At 48.7% G+C, this 24,034-nt stretch carries 17 protein-coding genes and 1 other annotated feature; of the genes, 6 read left to right on the forward strand and 11 right to left on the reverse strand.

The features are described 5' to 3' along the window. Positions 1-15 precede the first annotated feature (15 nt). Positions 16-1,194, reverse strand: a complete 1,179-nt coding sequence (locus tag CZ502_RS02015) for an oxidoreductase (RefSeq protein ID WP_076459438.1) — start codon at positions 1,192-1,194, stop codon at positions 16-18. A gap of 194 nt (positions 1,195-1,388) precedes the next feature. Then, positions 1,389-1,624, forward strand: a binding site (T-box leader). A 51-nt stretch (positions 1,625-1,675) separates the two neighbouring features. Between CZ502_RS02015 and mmuM the strand changes: the two genes are divergently transcribed. Continuing rightward, a complete protein-coding gene (mmuM, locus tag CZ502_RS02020; RefSeq protein ID WP_076459439.1) occupies positions 1,676-2,623 on the forward strand; it encodes a homocysteine S-methyltransferase in 948 nt (315 codons plus the stop codon). After that, complete coding sequence (locus tag CZ502_RS02025) at positions 2,616-4,004, forward strand: amino acid permease (protein WP_076459440.1); 1,389 nt, start codon at positions 2,616-2,618, stop codon at positions 4,002-4,004. The genes mmuM and CZ502_RS02025 overlap by 8 nt, the downstream gene beginning before the upstream one ends. Before the next feature lie 46 nt (positions 4,005-4,050). On the opposite strand, the gene CZ502_RS02030 is transcribed toward CZ502_RS02025, so the two are convergent. Together CZ502_RS02030 and CZ502_RS02035 are read right to left on the reverse strand one after the other, a co-directional pair. Beyond that, entirely contained in the window at positions 4,051-5,319 is a 1,269-nt protein-coding gene (locus CZ502_RS02030; protein WP_200804210.1) for an oligosaccharide MFS transporter, read from the reverse strand. Between the two features lie 5 nt (positions 5,320-5,324). Beyond that, positions 5,325-6,296, reverse strand: coding sequence for a glycoside hydrolase family 43 protein (locus CZ502_RS02035; RefSeq protein WP_076459442.1), 972 nt, complete (start codon positions 6,294-6,296; stop codon positions 5,325-5,327). A 246-nt stretch (positions 6,297-6,542) separates the two neighbouring features. Between CZ502_RS02035 and CZ502_RS02040 the strand changes: the two genes are divergently transcribed. Continuing rightward, the gene (locus CZ502_RS02040; protein WP_076459443.1) at positions 6,543-7,433 is read left to right on the forward strand and encodes an ArsR/SmtB family transcription factor; all 891 of its coding nucleotides are present in this window, start codon (positions 6,543-6,545) and stop codon (positions 7,431-7,433) included. 864 nt (positions 7,434-8,297) lie between these two features. Here the strand turns inward: CZ502_RS02040 and CZ502_RS02045 are convergent. Beyond that, positions 8,298-8,870, reverse strand: coding sequence for a hypothetical protein (locus CZ502_RS02045; protein WP_076459444.1), 573 nt, complete (start codon positions 8,868-8,870; stop codon positions 8,298-8,300). A gap of 618 nt (positions 8,871-9,488) precedes the next feature. Between CZ502_RS02045 and CZ502_RS02050 the strand changes: the two genes are divergently transcribed. Further along, positions 9,489-15,851: a Rib/alpha-like domain-containing protein gene (locus CZ502_RS02050; protein WP_076459445.1), complete on the forward strand. Its 6,363-nt coding sequence runs from the start codon at positions 9,489-9,491 to the stop codon at positions 15,849-15,851. A 194-nt stretch (positions 15,852-16,045) separates the two neighbouring features. Here the strand turns inward: CZ502_RS02050 and CZ502_RS02055 are convergent, their stop codons facing one another. The 3 genes from CZ502_RS02055 to CZ502_RS02065 form a co-directional block, all read right to left on the reverse strand. Then, entirely contained in the window at positions 16,046-16,675 is a 630-nt protein-coding gene (locus CZ502_RS02055; RefSeq protein ID WP_076459446.1) for a PepSY domain-containing protein, read from the reverse strand. A 110-nt stretch (positions 16,676-16,785) separates the two neighbouring features. Beyond that, positions 16,786-18,117, reverse strand: coding sequence for a sensor histidine kinase (locus tag CZ502_RS02060; protein WP_076459447.1), 1,332 nt, complete (start codon positions 18,115-18,117; stop codon positions 16,786-16,788). Next, a complete protein-coding gene (locus tag CZ502_RS02065; RefSeq protein WP_076459448.1) occupies positions 18,104-18,799 on the reverse strand; it encodes a response regulator transcription factor in 696 nt (231 codons plus the stop codon). The genes CZ502_RS02060 and CZ502_RS02065 overlap by 14 nt, the downstream gene beginning before the upstream one ends. A 54-nt stretch (positions 18,800-18,853) precedes the next feature. Here CZ502_RS02065 and CZ502_RS02070 point away from each other — a divergent pair, with 54 nt between their 5' ends. After that, positions 18,854-19,090 carry a glutaredoxin family protein gene (locus tag CZ502_RS02070; RefSeq protein ID WP_076459449.1) on the forward strand — a complete coding sequence of 79 codons (237 nt, stop codon included), beginning with the start codon at positions 18,854-18,856 and terminating at the stop codon, positions 19,088-19,090. On the opposite strand, the gene CZ502_RS02075 is transcribed toward CZ502_RS02070, so the two are convergent. From CZ502_RS02075 to CZ502_RS02085, 3 genes are all read right to left on the reverse strand, one after another. Next, positions 19,082-19,786, reverse strand: coding sequence for a glucosamine-6-phosphate deaminase (locus CZ502_RS02075; protein WP_076459450.1), 705 nt, complete (start codon positions 19,784-19,786; stop codon positions 19,082-19,084). The two genes, CZ502_RS02070 and CZ502_RS02075, sit on opposite strands and share 9 nt — an antisense overlap. A 65-nt stretch (positions 19,787-19,851) precedes the next feature. Next, complete coding sequence (locus CZ502_RS02080; RefSeq protein WP_076459451.1) at positions 19,852-21,117, reverse strand: MFS transporter; 1,266 nt, start codon at positions 21,115-21,117, stop codon at positions 19,852-19,854. A 6-nt stretch (positions 21,118-21,123) separates the two neighbouring features. Then, positions 21,124-22,545 (reverse strand): glycoside hydrolase family 32 protein, encoded by a 1,422-nt coding sequence (locus CZ502_RS02085; protein WP_076459452.1) that lies wholly within the window; start codon positions 22,543-22,545, stop codon positions 21,124-21,126. Between the two features lie 218 nt (positions 22,546-22,763). Between CZ502_RS02085 and CZ502_RS02090 the strand changes: the two genes are divergently transcribed. Further along, entirely contained in the window at positions 22,764-23,279 is a 516-nt protein-coding gene (locus CZ502_RS02090; RefSeq protein ID WP_076459453.1) for a hypothetical protein, read from the forward strand. Positions 23,280-23,304: 25 nt separating this feature from the next. Here CZ502_RS02090 and CZ502_RS02095 read toward each other — a convergent pair whose 3' ends face one another. Next, positions 23,305-24,027 carry an ion channel gene (locus CZ502_RS02095; RefSeq protein ID WP_076459454.1) on the reverse strand — a complete coding sequence of 241 codons (723 nt, stop codon included), beginning with the start codon at positions 24,025-24,027 and terminating at the stop codon, positions 23,305-23,307. Positions 24,028-24,034 lie beyond the last annotated feature (7 nt).

Below are 24,034 nucleotides of genomic sequence, written 5' to 3' on the forward strand. Positions count from 1 at the left end.
TTCAGTTAATTCTTTTTATTCATGAGTTTCAGCATATCCGAGCTTTGTTTCAACATGCTTCAGCAAGACATCAGTTCCAGGGAGTTTCATATTTTCGGGGAGATTGGCGAGGAAAGTGATTAGCCCAGCAGGTAGATGAAGTTCCTTTAAAGTTTCATCAGTAAAGCAATGGTAAATCTCTTCTCCTTTATTCTCTTTAATCTTTTTGGCAATGTGATTATCCATCAGTGTTGCCCGGCCAATCCCAATTAGGTCCATGTAGTTTAGGGCATCTTCCATCTGCTCTTCAGTTCTGATACCACCGGCAACTACTTCTAAGGTTTCACCGTTAATATGCTCGCCAAGTAATTCAGCTAATGTCTTGTTAGAATCAGTTGGCTTTTGCTTGTAATCGAGTAATGAAAGATGAATATAATCAAAGTCAAAATTAGTAGTTAACATGTCGACTAATTGGGTTGATTCGTGCCAAGTGTAACCAACATTTTCACCGTGAATTTCTTCTGGTGAAATTCGATAGCCAACAATGAAGTCCTTTGGCGCATAGTCTTTAACAACTGCCATGACCTCTTTAGAAACTTCTTTAGCAAAATTCATCCGTTTCTTTAATGAGCCACCCCAGTAATCAGTTCGGCGATTGGAGTATTTAGAGAAGAATTCTTGTAAGAGGTAGTGATTAGCACCGTGGATTTCAACACCATCAAAACCACAATCGATTGCCCGCTTAGTAGCAGCACCAAAGTCTTTGACGATTTGCCATACTTCATCTTCTGTTAGTTCGTGAAGAGGATAGTCAATCCACGGAAAATCAATATCTGATGGCACTTCTACCTGTCCGCCAAGTGTGTGGCGATATTTGGCTTCTCGACCAGAGTGAACGAGTTGAAGAATTGCCTTATTTCCATCCTTTTTCAAGGCTTTTGCAATTTTGGCAAGTCCCGGCTTAAAGTCATCATTGTAAATGGCTAGTTGTTCACGGTTGCGCGCCCATGAACGAGAAGGACCCCCATTGGGACTAACGCTGGTATATTCAACAATTACTGCACCAGCAGATTGTGAACGGGAATTATAGTAGTCAATGGTATCCTGGGTTGCTTTCTCATCCTTCCCACTGTTAGTTAGCATTGGTGTTTGAATAAGACGTGTATCAATAGTGGCGCCATGACAAAATGTTACTTTATCTGTTACTTTTTTCACTTGTAAGGACCTCCTTATCCCTTTGCCTATAATTTAGCATCATTAAAAGCGCTTGCATATCAGGAATGAGTGGCAACACTGTTCAGTAAAAGCGAACACTAGGCGGTAGTGCCTCCTCACTAAAAATTAAAAAATCCTAATCAACCACTTGACTATTAACCCAGCGATCGCTATACTAATCACAACTTATATGAGAAATTGCTGAGAACGAATGAGTAACTAATGGCAACTTTTAAAGAGAGCTGTGGCTGGTGAGATGCAGCATTGTTAAGATTAGTGAAGATGGTTCGTGAGCACTTGGACGGTGAATGATTAGCCGTCCACGGCGTTGCCCCCGTTACCAAGGCTGCAAATTTATCGCTGATAAGTTTGTGAGTGCAGGGGTAGTGGCCCCTGAAGAAGGGTGGTACCGCGAATCAACGTCCCTTGGAAAGATTAATTTCTTTTCAAGGGACGTTTTTATTTTAGGAGGTAGATTATCATGACGAAAATTACAGAAGAACTTAACCAACCATTGTTAATCGACGGGGCAATGTCAACGGCCCTGGAGCAGCTTGGTGCGGACACCAATAATCCATTGTGGACGGCCAGCGTGCTGGATAAGCAGCCAAACCTCGTCAAGCAAGTCCACCAGGAATACTTTAAGGTCGGCGCCCGGTTAGCGATCACCGATACCTACCAGGCGAATGTACCGGCATTTGTCGCCAATGGCTATTCGGAACGGCAAGCTCATGCATTGATTAAGCGGGCGGTCCAGTTAGCAAGAGACGCTCGCGATGAATACCAGCAAGCCACCGGGGTGTATAACTACATTGCTGGCGCGGTGGGGCCATACGGGGCCTACCTTGCCGACGGGAGTGAATACACCGGCGACTACCAGCGCAGTGAAGCCGAATTTAAGGAGTTCCACCGGCCACGGCTTATGGACATTTTGAGTGTGGGGGTCGACGTGATCGCAATTGAAACCCAGCCCCGCCTCGACGAAGTTATCGCGGTCCTTAAACTCGCCAAGGAATTAGCGCCGACAACCCCGTGCTATGTTAGCTTTTCCCTAAAAAACCATGCCACCCTAGCTGACGGAACCCCGCTGGCGGTCGCGGCCGCAACCGTCGACCAGTATGACAACGTCTTTGCGATTGGGGCGAACTGCATCCCCCTCGAACGCGTCGCCCCCGCGGTCACGGTTATTCGCCGGGCGACGGACAAACCAATTATTGCTTACCCCAATTCCAGTGCGGTCTATGATCCGCAAACCAAGACCTGGGCATACCCCCACGGCCACCGGAGTCTGGCAAGCTATTTGCCGCAATGGTTGAGCGCTGGCGTAACGATTGTCGGGGGATGTTGTACGACCACGCCAGCAGATATTGCCTTGCTCCATGAAAAACTTACCGAACGGTCAGAAAGGGAGGGGACGGCAAATGACTAAGAAGACGCACCTATCACGGAAGATGAGCGCCCGTCACGTTCAAATGATCGCCCTCGGTGGCGTCATCGGTACCGGCCTCTTCCTTAGCTCCGGCTACACCATTCACCAGGCCGGGCCACTGGGGACGGTGATTGCCTACCTTGTCGGGGCACTAATCGTCTATGCCGTCATGCTCTGTCTCGGTGAACTAAGTGTCGCCATGCCCTATACCGGCGCCTTTCACGTTTATGCGAAAAACCTAATTGGACCGGCCACCGGTTTCACCGTCGCCATCCTGTACTGGCTGACCTGGACGATTGCGATGGGGTCGGAATTCACTGCCGCGGGGCTAATTATGAAGCGGTGGTTTCCCCAGGTACCCGTCTGGTGGTGGAGCCTCCTGTTTATCAGCATTATTCTACTGTCGAACATCTTCACCGTCCGGATCTTTGCCGAAAGTGAATTCTGGTTTGCGGCGGTCAAAGTGCTGGCAATTGTTGCCTTTATTGTCCTGGGAGGGCTCGCCATTGTGGGGATTATCCCCATTCACGGTTACCAGCATGCGCCGTTATTGACCAATTTTACGAAGAATGGCCTCTTTCCCAGCGGCTTTGGTGGGCTTTTTACAACGATGCTGACGGTAAACTTTGCCTTTTCGGGGACCGAGCTAATCGCCATTACCGCTGGTGAGACGAAAAACCCGGAAAAGACACTGCCCAAGGCGATCCACACGACCTTGTGGCGGTTGGTAATTTTCTTCGTCGGGAGCATGGTTGTGATGGCGTCGCTGATCCCTTACCGGCAGGCGGGGGTCACGCAAAGTCCCTTTGTTACTGTCTTTAGCCAACTGGGGATTCCTTATGCGGCAGACTTGATGAATTTTGTGGTCCTGACCGCAATTATTTCGGCCGCAAACGCCGGCTTGTATGCGTCGACGAGGATGTTGTGGTCGCTTGCCAACGAGGGAACGATTCCAGCTGTCATTGCGAAGACGAACAACCGGGGGATCCCGGTGATCGCTCTTTTGCTGAGTATGGTGGGCGGGATCTTAGCCTTGCTATCCAGTGTTTATGCGGCCGGTACGGTCTACCTGGTGCTCGTGTCCGTGTCGGGATTGGCAGTTGTTTTCGTCTGGATCGCGATTGCCCTATGTGAGTTGCTCTTCCGGCGAAAATTCCTGCAAGCAGGGCACCAGCTAAGTGAGCTAAAGTACCGCACCCCGTGGTACCCGCTAGTGCCGTGCTTTGCCTTACTCGCCAGCACCCTTTCCTGCCTCTTGATCTGGTTCGACCCTCAGCAGCGGATTGCCCTATATTGCACGGTCCCGTTCGTGCTTGCCTGCTACGGGATTTACTATTTGCAGGCCGCCTGGCGAAAGCATGCGGTGGCGGTGAAACAATAAAAAAATAGGTTTCTACGATGGTTAGCGCAGTAGAAACCTATTTTAATTACTTTTTAACTTCACCAGCTTGGACAGGGTCTTCCTTAGTAAGGGTGAATGCACAGATTAAGGTCACGATTCCAACGATGATTCCTAAGATAAGGTAGGTATGTTGGAAGCCGATTTGGTCGTACATCTTCCCAGCAAATGATGAGAAGAAGAAAACCGAAATCTGCTTAGCAAAATTAGAAGAGAGCGCGTAGACTGTTGCGTACAGCCGCAGGTCGAAAGCACCGGCAATGTACTTCATGATTGAAACCAAGAGTAGGGGCATTTCTAACCCGGCGAGCAAACGGAAAAAGATGATTAATGTCAAGTTTGGCACGAGGGCTGAACCGATAATCCGGACGGTCAAAATGATTCCGTAACAGATCAACCCGTTCCGGGAACCAATCTTGTTAATGATCCATGGCATTGGAATCATTAACAAGAATTCCAGGGCAGTTTGCGTACTGGTCATGTAGGAATAAGCAATTGTTCCCTGTGCAGCCGCGTGGAAAAATGACTTAAAGAAAATGATGAACTGCTGGTCGAAGACGTCGTAAATAGCAGAAGTTCCCATGTAAAATAGGGAAAGAATCCAGAAGTTACGGAGCTTAAAGATCGAACCGATTTGCTTAATGTCGAGTTTGTTTGAGGTATCATCCCCGGCAGTCGTCAGGTTATCCAGGTGGATCTTGTCGCTAAATACCAGGCAGCAAGTCAAAATGATTGCGGCAACCGTACATGCCCAAAAGATTGCGTTTGGGTTCCACAGGAAAAGTCGACCTCCAACTAAGGCGGCAACGGCCCCTGCTAAGGAACCACCCATCCGGGAGTGACCATATTCAAAGCCGTTCGTGAGACTGGCCCGTTGTACATATTGTTCGACCACCGAAACCCCACCATTTAAGATAAATGAGAGGTAGATCCCGGTAATGATCGCTGCAAACATGTTATTAACGCCGAGCAATGGTGGGAATATCCATTGGAAATAAGGGCCAACTAAAATCATTGCGACAGCGATTGTAATAATCAGGTTCTTTTTCATCACCAGCTTATCAGAGATAACCCCAAAGATCGGTTGAAAAAGTAATGAAATACCAGACATCATCGAAAAGACCAGGCCGGCTTCGACACCATTGAAGTGGGCTTGCTGTTCGAGCCACAGTGTCAAGTAGCCGAAGACAATCGCCCAGGTGAAGAAGTAGCTAAAGTGGGTAACAGGGAAACCCCAGAAATCCTTTTTCTGGTGGCTTTGCGAAGTGGTGTTCTTTGTATTATCCAAAATAAACATCCTTTCTATTGGTAATTGTATGGAACGGGCTTACCGAATACCGGGACGCCATTGTCGTCATAGCTAAATGGTTTAACGATCGTGTGACGGTTAGGGTCGTAGAGGGGGTCCCCCTTAATGTCGGTGTAGTTCCGGCAGTGGTATACCATCAGGTTAGTCGTCCCATCTTCGGCAACGGTGAAAGAATTGTGGCCGGGGCCAAATTGGTCGTGTTCAACATCACTCTGGAAGACCGGCGTCGTTGACTTTGTCCAGTTAGCGGCATCTAAGACGTCAGCATCGTCATTGCAGGTTAGCATCCCCATGGCATAGTTTTCATCGGTCGCACTGGCGGAGTAGGTAAGGAAGAGGCGGCCGTTACGGTGTAAGACAGCCGGTCCTTCGTTAACCCAGAATACCTTTGTCTCCCAGTCGAATTCTGGTTTGCTGAGTAAGACCGGCATAGTTTTTAGCGTCCACGGGTTTGCCATTTCTGCAATGTAGAGGTTTGAATTTCCCTTGATGGCCGGGTCCTTTTGTGCCCACACGTAGTAAAGCTTGTCATTCAGTGTAAACGTGGTGGCGTCCAGGGAAAATGAATCGATGGGCGTGTTAACCTGGCCACGTTCGATCCAGGCTTCCTCATTGCCCATTGGGTTAGCCTGGTCACACTCGATACAAAACATCCGGTGCTGGAACATCCCGTTCTGATCAAAGGCGGTAGTAGCAGCGGCGGCAAAATAAACGAACCATTTACCATCGATAAAGTGAATTTCTGGCGCCCAGATAAGCTCGCTCATTGGACCTTCATCATGTTTGCGCCAGATTGTTCTTGGAGCGGCGTGAGCTAATCCTTCGATTGTTCTGGCCCGCCGGAGTTCAATCCGGTTATACGCTGGTACTGAAGCGGAAAAATAGTAGTAGCCGTCAGTATGCTTATAAATATACGGGTCTGCTCGTTGAATAATTAATGGGGCGGAATAGTCAGTGGTTGTCATTGAAAGACCTCCTAAAAAGTTTATTAACTATATTTCACAGCTAACGATACCGGTAATTGAAAAGGCTTTCAACAAGCTGAGGGAGATTTATCGGACAAATTTCACGAAAAATGACTAATTTATTGACTTATTCCTGAAAGCGATGCCATAATAGGCTTATAAAAAACTAAAAGGCTTATCTTAATGCCAATATTGCTGTAATAGCATTAAGATAAACCTTTTAGTTAAGTGTAAAGGAGCGAGACGATGGAAATCACAATCTCACAAGACTATTTGGATGTGTATAAAGCATTAGCGAGTCCCGTTAGGTTACAAATTATCCGCCTGCTATCAAAAAAGCAGATGAGTATTGAGGAACTTGCCAGCCATCTTGAAATTAGTCCGACAATTACCGCCCGCCACTTAAGAAAATTAGCCGAAGCAGAGATAATTACCCTTACCCAGGTCGGCCATAAAAAGGTCGCCAAGGTGAAAGTCGATAAGATAAATATTGTCTTCCCGAAGGTGATTTACGAAGCCTTTAATGTTTACCAAACAGAGGTACCAGTCGGCCACTTTACCAATTTTTCCGTAACCCCGTCATGCGGGATGGCGGGCCGGTCAGGTTATATCGGGAAGGTCGATAATCCATCGTATTTTATGGACCCTCACCGGATGGATGCGGGGATGGTGTGGTTTAACAATGGTTACCTGGAATACCAATTACCCAACCACTTAAAAGAAACAGACCACTTACAAATGATTGATATCATTGGCGAATTTAGTAGTGAATTTCCGTTCTCGAATAATAACTGGCCGTCAGACATAACGGTTGCGGTTAACGGAACTGAGCTGGGCTTTTGGACTAGTCCGGGCGATTTTTCTGACGTGCGGGGCAAATACACGCCGGCATGGGTGCCCAATAACGTGAACCAGTATGGTTTACACAAGGTTTTTCGGATCACCGACCACGGGACTTATTTAGATGGGCAGCCATGGTCACCAGTGACGCTTAATGATTTGACCTATGACCCCGACCGGTTTGTCTTGCGCTTTGAGGTGAAAAAGACGGCGACTCATAAAGGGGGATGCACGATTTACGGTCACGGCTTCGGCAATTTTCGCGAAAGTTTGCAGATGAAGTTGTTCTATAGTTAACTTCGTAAAGTTACCTATACATTTTATTCACCGCAAAATTAATTTTTAAAACCCAAAGGGCCTCAGACTAAGCAATACAGCTTTTTCTGAGGCCCTTTTCAAATGTATAAGGGTTACACTTGAAATAATTGTCCAAACAGTTTAAAACTAGTAGTAATCAAACTTTTACCATTAATAGTAGGATAACGATAGATGCGTTGATAGATACATTTTGGGAGATACGTTATCAAGCAATCGTTTGCAGTACTAGTTTCCAGAAGAGCTAATAGGGGATACTCTCCTCAAATCGTTCGGTTTGCACGATCGTTAGTTAGGGGTATTGAGATGCAAATCGAATTAGTTACGGTTATGGAATAACTATGGGTAGCGTTACCCAATTATAAGCTAATCGGGAACTCATAATTCGGGTAGGTATCGATTTTGTGACAGTGTTGGAGCTATCACAAAGAAATGGGACGCCACTAACTCGAATTGTCACCCGCTCGTCAGTGGATGACGCATCAGGATAATGACGCAAACTATTATTGGAACTATTCATCAATAAATTTTTCCACTAATAGCAATGGTGATGTACAAGTATTCGCAAGACATTTCCGCGGAGTCGTCTTGATGTGAAACAAACTAATAACGTCTGCCCCACAAGTACATAGTAACATTTTAGCTATTAAATAACAACCTACTATTAATAAGTGCCTTTTTACACATATAAAAATTACTGAAATTATAAAAAGGGCATTAAAAGGTTGTTTTCATGGCGTTCTGTTAATTCAGATGGCAACTAATAATTACTCACATACTTAATTTTATTAAGTTAGAAAATGTTAGGCCACCTGATTAGCAGAACGCTTTTTCTCGTTAACCAAATCAGATTTTTCCGTCTGGTGATAATAAATTCTCTTCGTATGAGACCGGGACAATTAGGTACCAGTGCCCAAATAACCGCATTAGTTGGGCGACCCCGAAATGGTTTGTTGATGCCATCAGTGGGTGATCGGGCTTAACCGTATATGGGAGGCGGATCCGTTTACTGAGGACGCTAAGGGAAATGAACTTTCCTTTCTTAGGGAAAGAGTAGTTCATCTTATATGCATAGCAGGCTCCCATCTTTGCAAAATTAAGTGGTTGCTTAATTAATGATACCCGGTCGATGTTTTCGCCAACGTTTTTTAATAAAGAAAGTAGACGGTGATAGCGTTTGGTAACCGTCAGATAAGTAAGTTGGATCATTGCAGAATTTAGCCGTGGTGCATTCTTCCGGAGCTTATTGTATAGTTCACAGTTAAATTGCTTACGGTTCGCCCGCAACTGGTGCTCGTAAAAGAACCACTTACTGACGATATTACATACCCGTTGGTATTCTTCCGCGCATTCGGTAAGCTCGTGTTCTTGTTCTTCGCTTGGGTGGAGGGTGATAGTGAGATTTTTTCTTACTAGCATGGTTGCCACCTACTTAAATAAAAAAGGGGACGTTAAAACGCGTTGGTTTTACTCCCCTTTGCTGTTGAATAGTGATGCTTTCTCCCCGTTCGTGTTGCCTGTGTTTCATGATGTATATCATAACCCTTCTAATCTGATTAAGTGTATTAAGTCGAGTTATGAAGCCCCCAGTGCTTATTACTTTTCGAGTAACGCTTTGACTTAATTATAATATACGAGTTGGTGATTGATAAACAAAAATGCACAGATTCCCATTCGGCCGATAGTTTATTAATTCACAAGCAAACGTTTAGGTGACGATAAGGACGGGCGTAACTTATGCACAAATTATCCGTAAGTGAACAAAATAAATCTTTTAAAATGATAAAAAGTAGCAAATGTTATTAAAAACTAGCTAAGATAAATTCGCAAAATTCAAGAAAAAATATCACAAAACGAGTGATTTAAAAGGCTTGATGGGATATAATCTGGTTGACGATAGATTACATTAATTAAGTGATAAATGCACTTTGGGGGTTTAGATTTATTTAGAAGCACCGTTTGCCTTCATCAAACTTACCTTTATTTTTCATAATGAAATTTAATAGTAACTACTGAGAGATAGGAAGGTAAATTTACATGGTGGGAAAAAATAATACACACTTAATTGAGAAAAAGGCCAATCAACACTTTACAAAATGGTCATTACGGAAGCTAAGCATCGGGGTTGCCTCTGTGGCAATTGCTTCAGGCTTCTTTATTTATAGTAGTCTAGGCGAACAAGTAGCGTACGCTGCTGATGATGCGCCAGCGATTACGGCAACGAGCACGGATACTAGTGCTACGTCGCAACCGGCAAGCACACCGGCTACAAATAGCACGACGGCAGCCGAATCCTCGGCCGCGACGCCAGCAAGTGATAATCCATCAACAAGTACGCCCGCAGACGCTGCAACCATCACGACGACACCGATTGCAGGGACGCCAACGGCTGACAGCTCTGCTAGTGACGCTTCTAGCGGTGCAACAAGCGCTGAAAGTGGGACGATGGAAAACCCAATTGTTGCCGATGCAATTGCAGACGGTTACATCAAGGGACCAACGGACGCAACCAATGCTGCTTATACCCTTTCTGGACGGGCATGGGTTGTTGACAAGGGGACACCGGCAACGATGTCCAATGGTTTGCAGCCAATGCCAGACGGGACAAAGGTTTACCTCCAATGGATGGACACTGATGGTTTGGTTTCCCCAGTCTACATGACAGCAATCAAGGCACTTGGTAAGTCGGATGGTTCGCAAGTGGGACCAGGAGCCTACGCCTTTGACTTGCGCGAAGGCTGGACGGACGTAAATGGAAAGCTACATAAGTACCACGCTGTTGGTGGCCAGTACTACAAGCTTTGGATTCCAGATACCAAGCTTGAAAACGGCAATACATTGACGATGATCCGGCAGGCTGGTGGTTTTTACCCCGGATCATGGATAAACTCAGTTACTGGTAATAATATCGGTCAATTCCCACTGATCGGGACCAATATGCAGCGGACGGGGATCTTCATGGGAGAAATCCCTACCGGTGCAGAAGTTGGTGGGGAATCCTACATGACAACCCCCAAAGACCAGTGGATTGAAGATTCTGCCGGCCCACTTAAGTCCCCAGCACTTGTTGGTGCGGAAAACGCAAGCGGTTCAATTTCTGGTAGTGTCTGGCTGGAAAACGGTGGTGACAAAACTAACTCGGCTTCTGGACCTAATTACAACGGTTTGCTGGGTGATACCCCGGTTGCTGATTACACGGTAGTTGCCTCAATGTTAACCGATGAAGGGGCAAAAGCTTACAAAGAACAAGTTGAAAACCTCGCATACAGCCAGCAAGCAACTGCCGCTAAGACCTTATTAACAGAACACCCAGAATACATTGCCGCAACCGTTTACGGCAAGACTGACGAAGAGGGACGTTACACTCTTCGCTTCCCGCAAGACCTAACGTGGGAGAACACTTACCTCTACATGTTTGTCTTAGATAAGAATGGTAATTTAACAACTAATTATTCCGCTTACACGTCGCCATTATTCCGGAGTCCAAGCGCCAATAATAGTTGGGCCACTAATGCTGTTCCGGGATATAACGCAATTGCTAGAAACTCACCAACCTGGTACAACGTTCACTTTGCAACGGTTAATAATATGATGGTGACTTTGGACATTACCAACCATGATGCCACCAGCAACCCAGCATTCTTTGGTGACACTGCAAATGTTAAGCTAGCAGGAAAGGGATCAGAAATTTCGCCACTAGCTAACTACATCCAGTGGACAGATGCGAAGGGCAACAAGATTGGTGAAAAGGTTGACGTTTCACTACTAAGTGATGGTGCCAAAGCAAACTTGACCATCAGTCAGGATGGTAGGTCAGTTACCATCAACGGGGTTACTTACGAGTTAAAGAATCAAATCAAGACTGGCGATGTCTTCACCGCTACTCTTTACGAAGGAAATGACACCAATCCTGTCGCAAAGGATTCGTTTGCGATCACTGCTAAGGATAGTGCAATTTACAATCCAGCATACGATGCTAAAACTGTCGCTGCCGGGAAGACTGCTACCACTTCACCATTCTTTACTGATTACGATGGCAATGCGGTTGACCTCCCTGAAGGGGTAAGCTTTACAATTGCAGGGGCTGACGGATCAGCCACTGACGGCTGGGCAACGCTCGACAAGACGAGTGGCCAGCTTACCTACACCCCAGCTAAGGACCAAGCAGCTGGACAATACTATGTTCCAGTGACCGTGACTTACCAAGACGGGACGAGTGAAATCGTCAATGCGTTGGTAACAGTGACCAACGATGCGCAGGATTACACCGCAACTGGCGGCACAGTTACCAAGGGCTACGGTGAAGCAACGACCGCTGAGGATGTCACTAGTCAAGTAACGACAAACTACCCCGCGGATAAGGCTGACCAACCAACGATCACGGTGGACAATCCGGCTGAATTGCCAGATGGGCAAACCCCTGGGGATTACACTGTTCCGGTAACCGTCACTTATCCAGATGGGACAACTGACAGTACTACTGTTAAGGTTACCGTCCTTGACAAGGTTATTGACGTAACTGACGACCCAAGCAAGCCAACACCAGAAGGCTACGTGCGGGTAACCTTGGCAATTGGTGAAGGAGTTGACGGTAGCGGCAAGGTTTACGACGTTAAGAAGGGTGAAGCATTAACAGCAGATAACCTACCAACCATTACTGCCAAGGATGGCTACAAGAATGCCCAGTGGCCAGCCGCCGCTACCCAAGCAGTTAGCGAAAGTACAACCTTTACCGCAACGGCTACTAAGGTTGCGGATAATGAGTTAAACAACCCATCATACGATAACGTTGATGTACCTGCTGGTTCGACTGCCACGACTGACCCAACCTTCACCGATCAGGACGGCAATAAGGTTACCCCACCAGCTGATACTACTTTTGCAGGTGGTGAAGGTATCCCAGGCTGGGCCACCGTTGATGGTTCCACCGGGACAGTGACCGTTGCACCAGGAACTGACACCCCTAGTGGTGAATATGAAGTTCCAGTAACGGTCACTTATCCAGACGGCAGCACTGATACTACTACTGTTCACGTAACGGTTACTAATGATGCCGCTGACTACGCGGCTCAAGGTGATGAGTTGACTAAGGGCTACGGTGAACCAACAACCACTGATGATGTGACTAGTCAAGTAACGACTAACTACCCAGCGGACAAGGCTGACCAACCAGCAATCACGGTGGACAACCCGGCCGAATTACCAGATGGGCAAACCCCTGGAAATTACACAATTCCAGTAACGGTTACCTACCCAGACGGCACCAAGGACACCACAACCGTGACGGTTACCGTCCTTGATAAGATCATTGACGTAACTAACGACCCAAGTAAGCCAACGCCAGAAGGCTACGTCCGGGTAACCCTGGCAATCGGCGAAGGGGTTGACGGTAACGGTAAGGTTTACGATGTTAAGAAGGGTGAAGCATTAACAGCGGATAACCTACCAACCATTACTGCCAAGGATGGCTACAAGGACGCCCAGTGGCCAGCCGCTGCTACCCAGCCAGTTAGTGAAACCAGCACCTTTACGGCAACGGCTACTAAGATTACTGATGCAGAAACTAACACGCCGGCATACGATGATGTTAACGTGCCAGCCGGTTCGACTGCCACAACTGACCCAACCTTCACCGATCAAGACGGCAATAAGGTTACCCCACCAGCTGGGACTACGTTTACGGGTGGTGAAGGTACTCCAGACTGGGCCACCGTTGATGGTTCAACCGGGACAGTAACAGTTGCGCCGTCAACTGAGACGCCAAGTGGTGACTACACCGTCCCAGTCGAAGTTAAGTACCCAGACGGTAGCACTGACACAGTTGACGTTCACGTAACAATCACTAATGACGCCGCCGACTACACGGCTCAAGGTGGCGAGTTGACTAAGGGTTACGGCGAACCAACAACCGCTGACGACGTTACTAGTCAAGTAACGACTAACTACCCAGCAGACAAGGCTGACCAACCAGCAATTAACGTTGATGACCCAAGTACGTTACCAGATGGGCAAACTCCTGGGGATTACATAATTCCAGTAACGGTTACTTACCCAGACGGCACCAAGGACACCACAACGGTAACAGTTACTGTCCTTGACAAGGTCATTGACGTAACTGATGACCCAAGCAAGCCAACACCAGAAGGCTACGTGCGGGTAACCTTGGCAATCGGCGACGGGGTTGACGGTAACGGTAAGGTTTACGATGTTAAGAAGGGCGAAGCATTGACCGCGGATAACCTGCCAGCTATTACCGCTAAGGACGGCTACAAGGATGCTCAGTGGCCAGCTGCCGCTACCCAGCCAGTTAGTGAAACCAGCACCTTTACGGCAACGGCCACTAAGATTACCGATGCAGAGACCAACACGCCGGCATACGATGATGTCAACGTACCTGCCGGGACTACCGCAACGACTGACCCAACCTTCACCGATCAGGACGGCAATAAGGTCACTCCACCAGCTGATACGACCTTCACCGGTGGCGACAACAATCCAGACTGGGCGAAGGTTGATGGCTCAACGGGGACGGTCACTGTCGCACCAGGAACGGATACACCAAGCGGTGATTACACTGTCTCAGTCGAGGTTAATTACCCAGACGGCAGCACCGACACTGTCGACGTTCACGTCACAATCACTAATGACGCCGCCGACTACACGGCTCAAGGGGGCACAGTAACTAAGGGTTATGGTGAACCAACAACCGCTGATGACGTGACTAGTCAAGTAATGACCAACTACCCGGCAGATAAGGCTGCTCAACCAACAATCACGGTGGACAACCCGGCCGGCTTACCAGATGGCAAGACTGCCGGGAATTACACAATCCCGGTAACCGTCACTTACCCAGATGGCACCAAGGACACCACAACCGTGAAGGTTACTGTCCTCGATAAGGTCATTGACGTAACTGATGACCCAAGCAAGCCAACACCAGAAGGCTACGTGCGGGTCACCCTGGCAATTGGTGAAGGGGTTGACGGTAGTGGCAAGATTTACGATGTTAAGAAGGGTGAAGCATTGACCGCTGACAACCTACCAGCCATTACTGCGAAGGACGGCTACAAGGACGCCCAATGGCCAGCCGCCGCTACCCAAGCAGTTAGCGAAAGTACAACCTTTACCGCAACGGCTACTAAGGTTGCGGATAATGAGTTAAACAACCCATCATACGATGACGTTAATGTACCCGCTGGTTCAACCGCAACGACTGACCCAACCTTCACCGATCAAGACGGCAATAAGGTTACTCCACCAGCTGACACGACCTTCACCGGTGGTAAAAACAATCCAGATTGGGCGAAGGTTGATGGCTCAACGGGAACGGTCACCGTCGCACCAGAAACGGATACACCAAGCGGTGATTACACTGTCTCAGTTGAGGTTAATTACCCAGACGGCAGCATCGACACCGTTGACGTTCACGTCACAATCACTAATGATGCCGCTGACTACACAGCCCAAGGTGGCACAGTAACTAAGGGTTATGGTGAACCAACAACTGCTGACGACGTTACTAGTCAAGTAACGACTAACTACCCAGCAGACAAGGCTGCTCAACCAGCAATTAACGTTGATGACCCAAGTACGTTACCAGATGGCAAGACTGCCGGGGATTACACGATCCCGGTAACGGTAACCTACCCAGACGGCACCAAGGACACCGCGACGGTGACAGTTACCATCCTTGATAAGGTTATTGACGTGACTAACGACCCAAGCAAGCCAACGCCAGAAGGCTACGTTCGCGTAAGCTTTGAAGCTGGTGACCATGGTAGCTTTGCGGCTGGGACAAGCACGGTCTTTGATGTAAAGAAGGGAACAACAGCGAGCGAATTGCCTGTTCCAACAGTTACCGCTGCCAAGGGTTACAACCATGAAGGCTGGAACCCAGCATTGCCGACGAATGTTGATGCTAGTGCTACTTACGTTGCCCAGTATGAAGCAACTAAGCCAGCTGGCAAGCCAATCATTGTTGATCCGGGCCAACAACCGGACCCAAGTGATGGGATCAGTAATAAGGATGACCTTCCAGACGGAACAAGCTTCGAATGGAAGGATCCGGTTGATACCAGCACAACTGGTAAACAGGATGGGACGATTGTTGTTACTTACCCAGATGGGGCACAAGCAGAAGTGACGGTAACGATCACCGTAAACGGTGATGCCAGTGCCAACGACGATGCCCAGACCCCTGAAGAAGAGCCAGCAGCGGAAGAAACAACTGTTACGCCTGCAAAGGAAAACCCAGCTGCTAGCCACAGCAACAATGCTGCTAAGCAAACCTTGCCACAGACAGGGAATGCAAATGAAGCGGGCATTGTCGCTCTGGGTGCCGCAACGGCCTTCTTTGCATTGTTTGGCTTGGCAAAGCGGAAAAAGAACAATGAAGATTAATTAGTATTATGTAGGGTTAAATTGCTAACTTTAACAAAATAACGAAAGCCATGAACTATCTTTGCGCCAATAGTTCATGGCTTTTTTATTACCCGCTAGGATACAAAAAGCAGGATCTACAAGTCAATTGCTTATGAGATCCTGCTTTTTGCTGATTTAAGTTAAGTGCCGGCGGCTGGACAACCACTCAGTGACTAGTTGTTATCCTTTTCAGTGCTGATCACGGCCTTTGAGCCAGCATCAATGGTTACCTCCGTAGCGTGGCGCCCGTCGACAACCTTAACTTCCCAGACGGCCTTGTCCTTTTCCTGTTTTAGTTCCCATTCACGGCTCTTCCCCTTCTTAGCGGCATCTTCAGCAATCTTACTTGCTTCGTCCCTGCTGATTGCCTTGCCCGGGTCGAGCTGGTATTCTTCTTCGCCGCGGTCACGCTTTTCACTCTCACTTTTTACGACCTTACCAGTCTTGGCGTTGACTTTTACCTCGTACTCCTTGGTATCGTCAAAGCCCTTGACTTCGTATACGTACTTGCCGTGTTCATCATCGAGTAAAATTTCGCTGAGCTGCTTGTTTTGGTACTTCTGGTTAAACTTGTCCACTGCCGTGTTTTGGTCAACCTTGATGTCGCTCAGCTTGGCCTGCTTCTTCGCCGCCATTACTGCAGGGTGGAAGTCTGTGTCAGCGGCCATCATGCCAATCGTCCCACCAGCACCCATGAGAAGGCCGGCGCAAACACCTAGGGTAATCATCGTCCGCTTGCTTAAGCCGTGCTTCTTTTCAGTTGCCGTGTCCTTGTTTTGAATTTGTTTTTGCTTGTCAGTCATTTTACTCATCCTCCTAAGTTCTTTTCTTAAGTTTGTAACTATATATTAACGGAGGAGCGCAAAAGAAAAACCAAAATTGGGTGAAAGTAAGATGAAGAAATCTTCATTTTTTATCGCGGTAGGGTCACGGTGAAAATGGTCCCCCGGGGCTGGTTAGCCGTGATCGTGATGTCACCACCGTGCTTATCGACAATCGCCTTAACGATGGCGAGGCCAATTCCTGAACCGGGGATCTTGCTTGAGTGGGACTGGTCTTCGCGAAAGAAGCGGTTAAAGACCTTTTCCCGGTTTGCTTTTGCAATCCCACAGCCCTCGTCAGCAACCGTCAAGACTAGCTGGAACCCAGTTGGTTGCAGACTGACGGTGATTGTTGAAGCAGTGGGGGAGTACTTGGCGGCGTTGTCGACCAGGTTATGGATGAGCCGCTGAAAATCGCTGGCCGTCATCGGGTATTGGCAGTTAGCCGGAAGGTCTGTGACGAACTGGCGCTGGTACACCGCACGGAGGGAAGTGATTTCAGTCCTGATGACCGCAACGAGGTCCAGTGATTCGACAGGTGCGCGCGACCGGTGTCCCTCTAAGGTGAGCAGGTCGTTGATCATCCCCTGCATCCGCTGGCTCTCCTCGTCGATGTAACCGAGGGACTTACTGACCAGTTCCGGGTGGGCATCACCATGCCGCTTGATTAAGTTGACGTGTCCCATGATCGCCGACAGGGGGGTCTTCAACTCGTGCGAGGCATTGGCGATAAACTCCTTTTCCCGTTGCATCGCATGGGTTTGACGGTCGAGCAACTCATTGACCGACTCGGCGACGTTTTTGACTTCCACCGGTTCTGCCGGGACAGTGATCAACTGCTGGTCACTTCCGGTGGGGTCAAGTTGGTCAATCTCGGCATCCAGCTGGGTGAGGGGCGCAGTCCACCGCCGGGCCAACCGCCGGATCAGGGGAAGGGCGATGATGGTTGCCAGGAGGTTGATGACAATCGTGACCCCGACCAGCCAGCCGGCGAGCCGGACGAGGTCATCGACGTTAATGGCAACGCAGACTTGGCCGCCATGCAATTTTTGGCGTATCAGGTAGTAGACCCCGTCATCGGTGACCCGCAGATTCCTGACGGCCATCTGCTGCTGGCGGATTCGGAGAAAAATCTTCGGTGCCTTGGGGGAGGCAAAACGCTCTCCCTGGCTAGTGACGATCTCAATCGCGTCATCATCTTGGCGGGCAACATAGGCACTCAAAAGCGGCCCCCAGTCTTTTCCTGGTGCCCAGTCGTCGTCGATCGTTTCGATTACCTCGGCGGCTTGCTCATCGGCATAGTGGTAAACCAGCCCGGTAGCGGTAGTGATGAAGATGGCGTTAACGACCAGCAGGATAATGACAAATAAGCCAATGAATAGGTGGGTGAGTCTGCCCGCCGCGGTTGCGTTATTCCTGTTCATCAGCCTGCTCCGTTAAGATGTAACCCACACCGCGTACTGTCTTGATCTGGTCCCGGTGTGCACCAAGTTTGTTGCGGAGGGCGCGGACATAGACGTCCACCGTATTTGTCTGGCCGTCAAAGTCGTAACCCCAAATTTGGTTGAGGAGGTCGTCGCGGGAGAGGACGGTGCCTGGCTTTTCAAGAAAGGCCTGCATCAGGGCAAATTCCTTCGGCGTTAGGTGGACCACGGCCCCGTCAAGGGTAAACTGGTGCTTGACCAGGTCAATTTTAAATGGCCCCTGCTGGTAAACGGGACTATTGTGCGGTTGGTCCTGCCTAAGCCGGCGGATGATCACCCTAATTCGGGCAAGTAGTTCTTCAATTGCAAAGGGCTTCGTGATGTAGTCGTCAAGGCCCTGGTCGAGCGCCATGCTGATGTCGGAAGTTTGGCTGCGGGCGGTGATCATAATTACCGGAACATTACTGGTCTGGCGGATTCGTCGGAGGACCGTTAGCCCGTCATACACCGGCAGCATCCAGTCGAGGAGGATGAGGGTCGGTTGCTTTTGGGCGAAAAGTTCAAGGGCCTGGCGACCGTCTTGTGCCCAGATTACCTCGTAGCCCTCCAGCGATAGTTCGGTCTGGACAAAACTAGCCAAACTCTCTTCATCTTCTACTAATAAAATTGTTGCGTTATCCATGCATATACCTCGCCGTAAATAATATAATGAAAGAAAAAAGGATCGGTGATTTGAATGCGGACGATCAAAGTGTTTACGGAGCAGTTTTGCCCCGCCTGTACAATGACGAAGGACTACCTTGCCCACCATCAGATCGCTGCCCAGCTGATCGATGTGACAACCGATCACGCGGCTAGCGCGGCCCTGAAGCAACTTGGTTACACCAGCCTGCCACTGGTCTTAGTTGACGAAGATGGGCAGATGAGGGTGTGGACCGGCTACCGTCCGGACCTGTTGGCGACGCTATCGTAACTGACTAGCGGCTGGCCGGTCGATGATGATCGTGGCGTTGGGGTGGGTCTGCAAAACGGACGCCGGAACCGCGGGGGTTACTTCGCCATCGACGGTTGCCGCAATGGCAGCCGCCTTTTGCTCACCAAAGGCCATTAATATGATGTGCTTGGCCTGCATAATTGAGCCAATCCCCATCGTGTAGGCCTCACTCGGTACCTCTGCTGGGGAAGCAAAGAAGCGGGCATTTGCCGCAATTGTTGAGGCTGTTAATTGAACCTTGTGGGTTTGACTGTCGAAGGGCGTGCCCGGTTCGTTAAAACCGATGTGGCCGTTTTGCCCGATTCCCAGAATCTGGGTGTCAATTGGGTGGTCCGCTAGCACCTGGTTGTATTCAGCGATTACCTCGTCGGCGTTGCGGTTGGTACCGTCGGGGATGAAACTTTGCTTAAATGGCTTCTTGCTAAACAAGTGCTGGTGCATGAAGTGGTGGTAGCTCTGTGGATTGGTCGGGGCAATTCCGACGTATTCGTCGAGATTGACGGCGGTCAAAGCAGAACAATCGAGTTCACTTGCACAAATTTCATCATAAAGGCCGACGGGGGTACTCCCAGTCGCTAGGCCGAGCACCGTGGCGCCCTGAGCAATATCTTGTTGCAGGAGGCTAAAGGCCTTCTTGCTGGCGGCAATTTTATTTTCTGTAATAATTACTTGCATATTATTCACCTCACATTAATATTTTAACAAAAAAGAGCCCGCAACTGACGGACTCGAAAAAATTATTAATTAAGTGGTTGACCATTAACGTCTTGGTCATCCTTTTTCAAAATAAAGGTGGCGTAAATCCCAGCAACTAACACGATTCCGGAAATTACCAGGAAGGTGTGGCTGTAACCGATGTGGTCACGAAGGTTACCGAGCGGTGTGGAGAAGATGATTTGACCAACCTGAGCGGCAATCTGGTAACCAACCATGTAGAGGGTGGCGGAAACCTTTGGATCAAAGTGGAGGGTGAAGTAACGGAAGAGACCAAGGGCAAACAAAGCCGTTTCCGGTGCGTGGAGCAACTTGATCAGTGATACGCCGAGCGGGTTAGTAACTAGCCCACAGCCACCGATCCGGAGAACCATGATGATGATCCCGAGGAGCAGGGTCTTTCGAACCCCGATCTTCTTCATGATCCATGGAACACAGGCCATCATGATTGCTTCCAGGAAGACTTCGATCGAGTTTAAGATCCCGTACATCTGTTGCCCAACAGCCTTTGAGGCAAAGAACTGGGTAAAGAATTGGGGGAACATCTGCTGGTCAAAGACGGTGTAGAATGTCCAACTCAAGATGATGTAGATAACGATTTGCCAGAGAGCTTTCATCTTAAAGACGGAGAGAATTTCATTGAATGATGGCGTTGTCTTTTCCCGTTCGTTTTCCTGCTGGTTAACGTACTTCTTGAAGGTCTCCGGGTTCTTGCCAGGATGGTCGAAGACAAGGATTAATAAGAGGACTAAGGAAATAACGGATGAGGTCCAAAAGACCAATTCCGGGTTAATCGTGAACAAGAAACCAGCGGCTAAGGCAGAAACAGCGTAACCAAATGATCCCCACGCCCGGGACTGCCCGTATTCAAAGCCGTAGCGCCGGCTAAACCGTTCTGTCAATGCTTCAAAGGTTGGCGAAGCAGCGAGGAAGGCGAATGAGAGATAGAGGGAACCGAGGATGGCACCGATGTAGAAGTTGCTGTGCAGCAGTGGCGCGTAGACCCAGGAGAAGAAGGGACCGAGCAACATTTGTAAGACTGCACAGACAATCAGCAGGTTCCGTTTAATCCCCAGTTTATCCTGGATTGCCCCGTAGACAAACATGAGGACCAGGGTAATTGCGGAGTTAAAGGAGTAGATCGTCCCGACTTGTTCACCGGAGAAGCCCAGGGAGTTAGTCAACCAGATCTGGAAGAATGACCACCAGATCCCCCAACCGGTGAAGAAGAGAAGGATTACTAACGAGGTTGAACGATAAAATGGATTTTTAAAAAGACTTTTCTTTTTCATTAAAAATCATCCTTTCATGTTATAAGCATCGATGGCGATTGGCAATGCGTGGTTACTTAAAAGGTGGGGAGTAACCGGCCCGTTAGCGTAATAGCGTTCGCTAAATGTCGCTTGGCCGTCGTTGATAAAGAACTCCACGGAACTAGTATCAACAAAGATCCGTAACCGCAACTGGTCACAGTGGCCGATTGTTGCATAGCGGTCAGTTGCTTGCCCGTGCTGGTGGACGGTGATTTCGCCCGCCGCCTTGTCATAGTGACAAGCGATCAATTGCTCGTCGCTCCCGGTGAGTGCCCAGCTGAACTGGTCATCGTCGCCAGTTGTGGTAACCGTGATATCCCATTCAGTATGTTGCGGGTCAGTGACAGCAAGTTGCTGGTCACCGTCAATAATCCGGGCAGAATGGATGACGCGCCCAGACCGCAGCAGGCTAACTTCCTTGGCCGGAATTGTCCCCAGCTGGTCGCCATTCATTATTAATTCACGAGGGAGGGTCAAGGCGCCTGCCCAGCCGTCAGCTTGTTCAGGCATTGCCTGGTCAAAGGAACTAAACCACCCAAACTGGATTTGCCGACCATCCGGCGTTAAGAATGACTGGGCAGCGTAGAAGTTATGCCCGTAGTCAAGCTCGTTAAAATTAAGATGGTGAAAAATTGCTTGTTGATAGTCGAGCTGACCGACAAAGTAGCCATTCTGGTTGAGGTTGAGGTAGTGGTGGCCGCATGCCTTGATGCCCATTGGTGAGCAGGCGATGACATCCTTGCCGTTGAGGCGGAAGAAGTCGGGGCATTCCCACATGTAGCCTTCGCTCTCCTGGCCGGTTGACTTCGTGATTGGTCCCACATATTTCCAATCGAGCAAGTCGGCGGACTGGTAGAGAAGAATCCGACCGAGGTTATCGTCCTTTGACCGGCTGCCTAAGACAAGGTAGTAGGTACCGTCATATTCCCAGACCTTGGGATCGCGGAAATCTTGTGAATTATCTTCCGGGGCGGAAATAACCGGGTTGCCCGCATACTTGGTAAAATGAATCCCGTCGTCACTGTAAGCGACGTTTTGGTTTTCCCAGAAGTGATCCTGGTCGCCGTCATCATAGTAGTGGTGCCCGGTATACAGTAAGTACAAGCGCCCGTCCTTGACAATCGCTGACCCGGAGAAGCAGCCACCACTGTCTTCGGGGTCACCTGGGACAAGGGCGACCGGGAGACTTTCCCAGTGAACAAGGTCTTTGCTTCGCACGTGGCCCCAGTGCATCGGTCCCCATTCAGCTGAATAGGGGTGGAACTGGTAAAAGGCGTGGTAGTATCCCTTGAAAAAGCACAGGCCATTGGGATCGTTGAGCCAGCCACCATCGGTTTGGATATGGTAGTGTTCACGGTAACGGTCATTAGTAACCGTAATCGTCCGTGAGTGGTCGATTTCGTTCATCTTTCCGTAACTCCTTTTTTACTAGTTGAAAACGATTACAGTGCTGATTGTAGTTTCTTTAGTAAAAATTGTCAAGCGTTTATCAATTTTAAATGTGAATTGTTTTACATTTAAGCGTCCGGTAAAATAAGGGATTATAATGAAATTAATTTATAAAAAGACCTCCGCAAGGGAGAATTAATCGCCGTAACGGATTGAACTTAGAAGAGGGAATAACAATGAGGAAAATTAGTAAAATAATAATCGGGCTGTTAACTATTTTAGGCGTCCTTAACTTATCATCCGCCCAGGCAGCGACTGTCCGCCAGACTGACCTCAACGGCCATGTCTACATTGCCTCCTACCTTAATGCCAACGCCCTGCGAACGTCTTACCAGTATATCTTTTTCACAAGGGACGGCCGGGCAATCACGGTCCCTGTTGCGGACGTTGATGCCAGTGGCAAACCACTAATCGACGAGGCGGCGACAAAAAAAGAGCGTCAGGGACCGGCAAAGGTTAAGCAATACACTGCTAACCGGCAATTTGTTGAACGCCAAGCGAAGGAGCGGCCGGTAAGGGTACTAGCTAAAAACAAGATTAGTGTTAAGGCTAATGGTGTCAAGGCTAAGCCGCTGGGAACGATTCAAGCAAAGGATAATAGCAAGGATTTCACCGTCACTTACCCTGATGGCGCGCAAAAGTATACCAGCATCCGCTTTAAGCTTGCGCCGGCTAATTACCAATATAAATAAGGAGTAGGCAGTCGCCATGACTGCGCTACTCCTTATTTTTTAGTAATTCTTTGATTTCATCGAGCTCTGCTTTTAGTTGCTTGTTCTCTTCACGGATACCCTTGAGCTGGTCGGCGAGTTCCTGTTCGTCCTTTTTGGAGAAAAACTCGGTGATCATGCTGGTCAGCATCCCGATAAAACTGATTCCTAGTAGCATCAGGATGATCGCCGCAATCCTTCCTAACCCGGTCTTTGGGACGACATCCCCGTAACCAATCGTCGTTGCGGTAGTAACTGCCCACCAGATAGCGGTGTTGAAGGAGGATTTTTCAGAAATACAAAACATTGCAGAAGTAATGATGATTACGGCAATGCTGATATAGAGGTAGTACAAGAACTCACTGCGCTCAAAGAAGCTGCCGAGCCGGCCAGCCAAGCCAACCAGCCGCATTATCCGCAGCAGTTTAAGCAGGTGTAAAGTTCGCCCAATCTGGGCAATTCGGAAGAAGTAAAAGATACTGCTGGCGGGGATGATTGAGAGCAGGTCAAAGATGTTTTCCCGGATAAAGCGGCGCTTATTGTCGGCCAATACGAGCCGGACGACGTAATCGGTAAAAAAGATTAGCCAGATCCAGTTATCAAACATGTCGTAGGGGTAGGCATCGATATTGATCTCGTTGGCGTAATAAGCAATCAGCATCACGATTGACGCAATCGCCAGCAGTGCCATCAAAACTTGGTAGATAATGTAAGTTATTTTCTTGTGCACAACATCC

Source organism: Limosilactobacillus caccae (genome assembly GCF_900156885.1).
Lineage (GTDB): Bacteria > Bacillota > Bacilli > Lactobacillales > Lactobacillaceae > Limosilactobacillus > Limosilactobacillus caccae.

What these genes read in the sequence shown, in the direction of transcription:
- CZ502_RS02045 (WP_076459444.1), bottom strand. Translation starts at nt 8,870, where the DNA reads ATGCTAGTAAGAAAAAATCTCACTATCACCCTCCACCCAAGCGAAGAA.
- CZ502_RS02080 (WP_076459451.1), bottom strand. Translation starts at nt 21,117, where the DNA reads ATGAAAAAGAAAAGTCTTTTTAAAAATCCATTTTATCGTTCAACCTCG.
- mmuM (WP_076459439.1), top strand. Translation starts at nt 1,676, where the DNA reads ATGACGAAAATTACAGAAGAACTTAACCAACCATTGTTAATCGACGGG.
- CZ502_RS02050 (WP_076459445.1), top strand. Translation starts at nt 9,489, where the DNA reads ATGGTGGGAAAAAATAATACACACTTAATTGAGAAAAAGGCCAATCAA.
- CZ502_RS02030 (WP_200804210.1), bottom strand. Translation starts at nt 5,319, where the DNA reads ATGTTTATTTTGGATAATACAAAGAACACCACTTCGCAAAGCCACCAG.
- CZ502_RS02090 (WP_076459453.1), top strand. Translation starts at nt 22,764, where the DNA reads ATGAGGAAAATTAGTAAAATAATAATCGGGCTGTTAACTATTTTAGGC.
- CZ502_RS02040 (WP_076459443.1), top strand. Translation starts at nt 6,543, where the DNA reads ATGGAAATCACAATCTCACAAGACTATTTGGATGTGTATAAAGCATTA.
- CZ502_RS02060 (WP_076459447.1), bottom strand. Translation starts at nt 18,117, where the DNA reads ATGAACAGGAATAACGCAACCGCGGCGGGCAGACTCACCCACCTATTC.
- CZ502_RS02075 (WP_076459450.1), bottom strand. Translation starts at nt 19,786, where the DNA reads ATGCAAGTAATTATTACAGAAAATAAAATTGCCGCCAGCAAGAAGGCC.
- CZ502_RS02070 (WP_076459449.1), top strand. Translation starts at nt 18,854, where the DNA reads ATGCGGACGATCAAAGTGTTTACGGAGCAGTTTTGCCCCGCCTGTACA.
- CZ502_RS02085 (WP_076459452.1), bottom strand. Translation starts at nt 22,545, where the DNA reads ATGAACGAAATCGACCACTCACGGACGATTACGGTTACTAATGACCGT.
- CZ502_RS02065 (WP_076459448.1), bottom strand. Translation starts at nt 18,799, where the DNA reads ATGGATAACGCAACAATTTTATTAGTAGAAGATGAAGAGAGTTTGGCT.
- CZ502_RS02025 (WP_076459440.1), top strand. Translation starts at nt 2,616, where the DNA reads ATGACTAAGAAGACGCACCTATCACGGAAGATGAGCGCCCGTCACGTT.
- CZ502_RS02055 (WP_076459446.1), bottom strand. Translation starts at nt 16,675, where the DNA reads ATGACTGACAAGCAAAAACAAATTCAAAACAAGGACACGGCAACTGAA.
- CZ502_RS02035 (WP_076459442.1), bottom strand. Translation starts at nt 6,296, where the DNA reads ATGACAACCACTGACTATTCCGCCCCATTAATTATTCAACGAGCAGAC.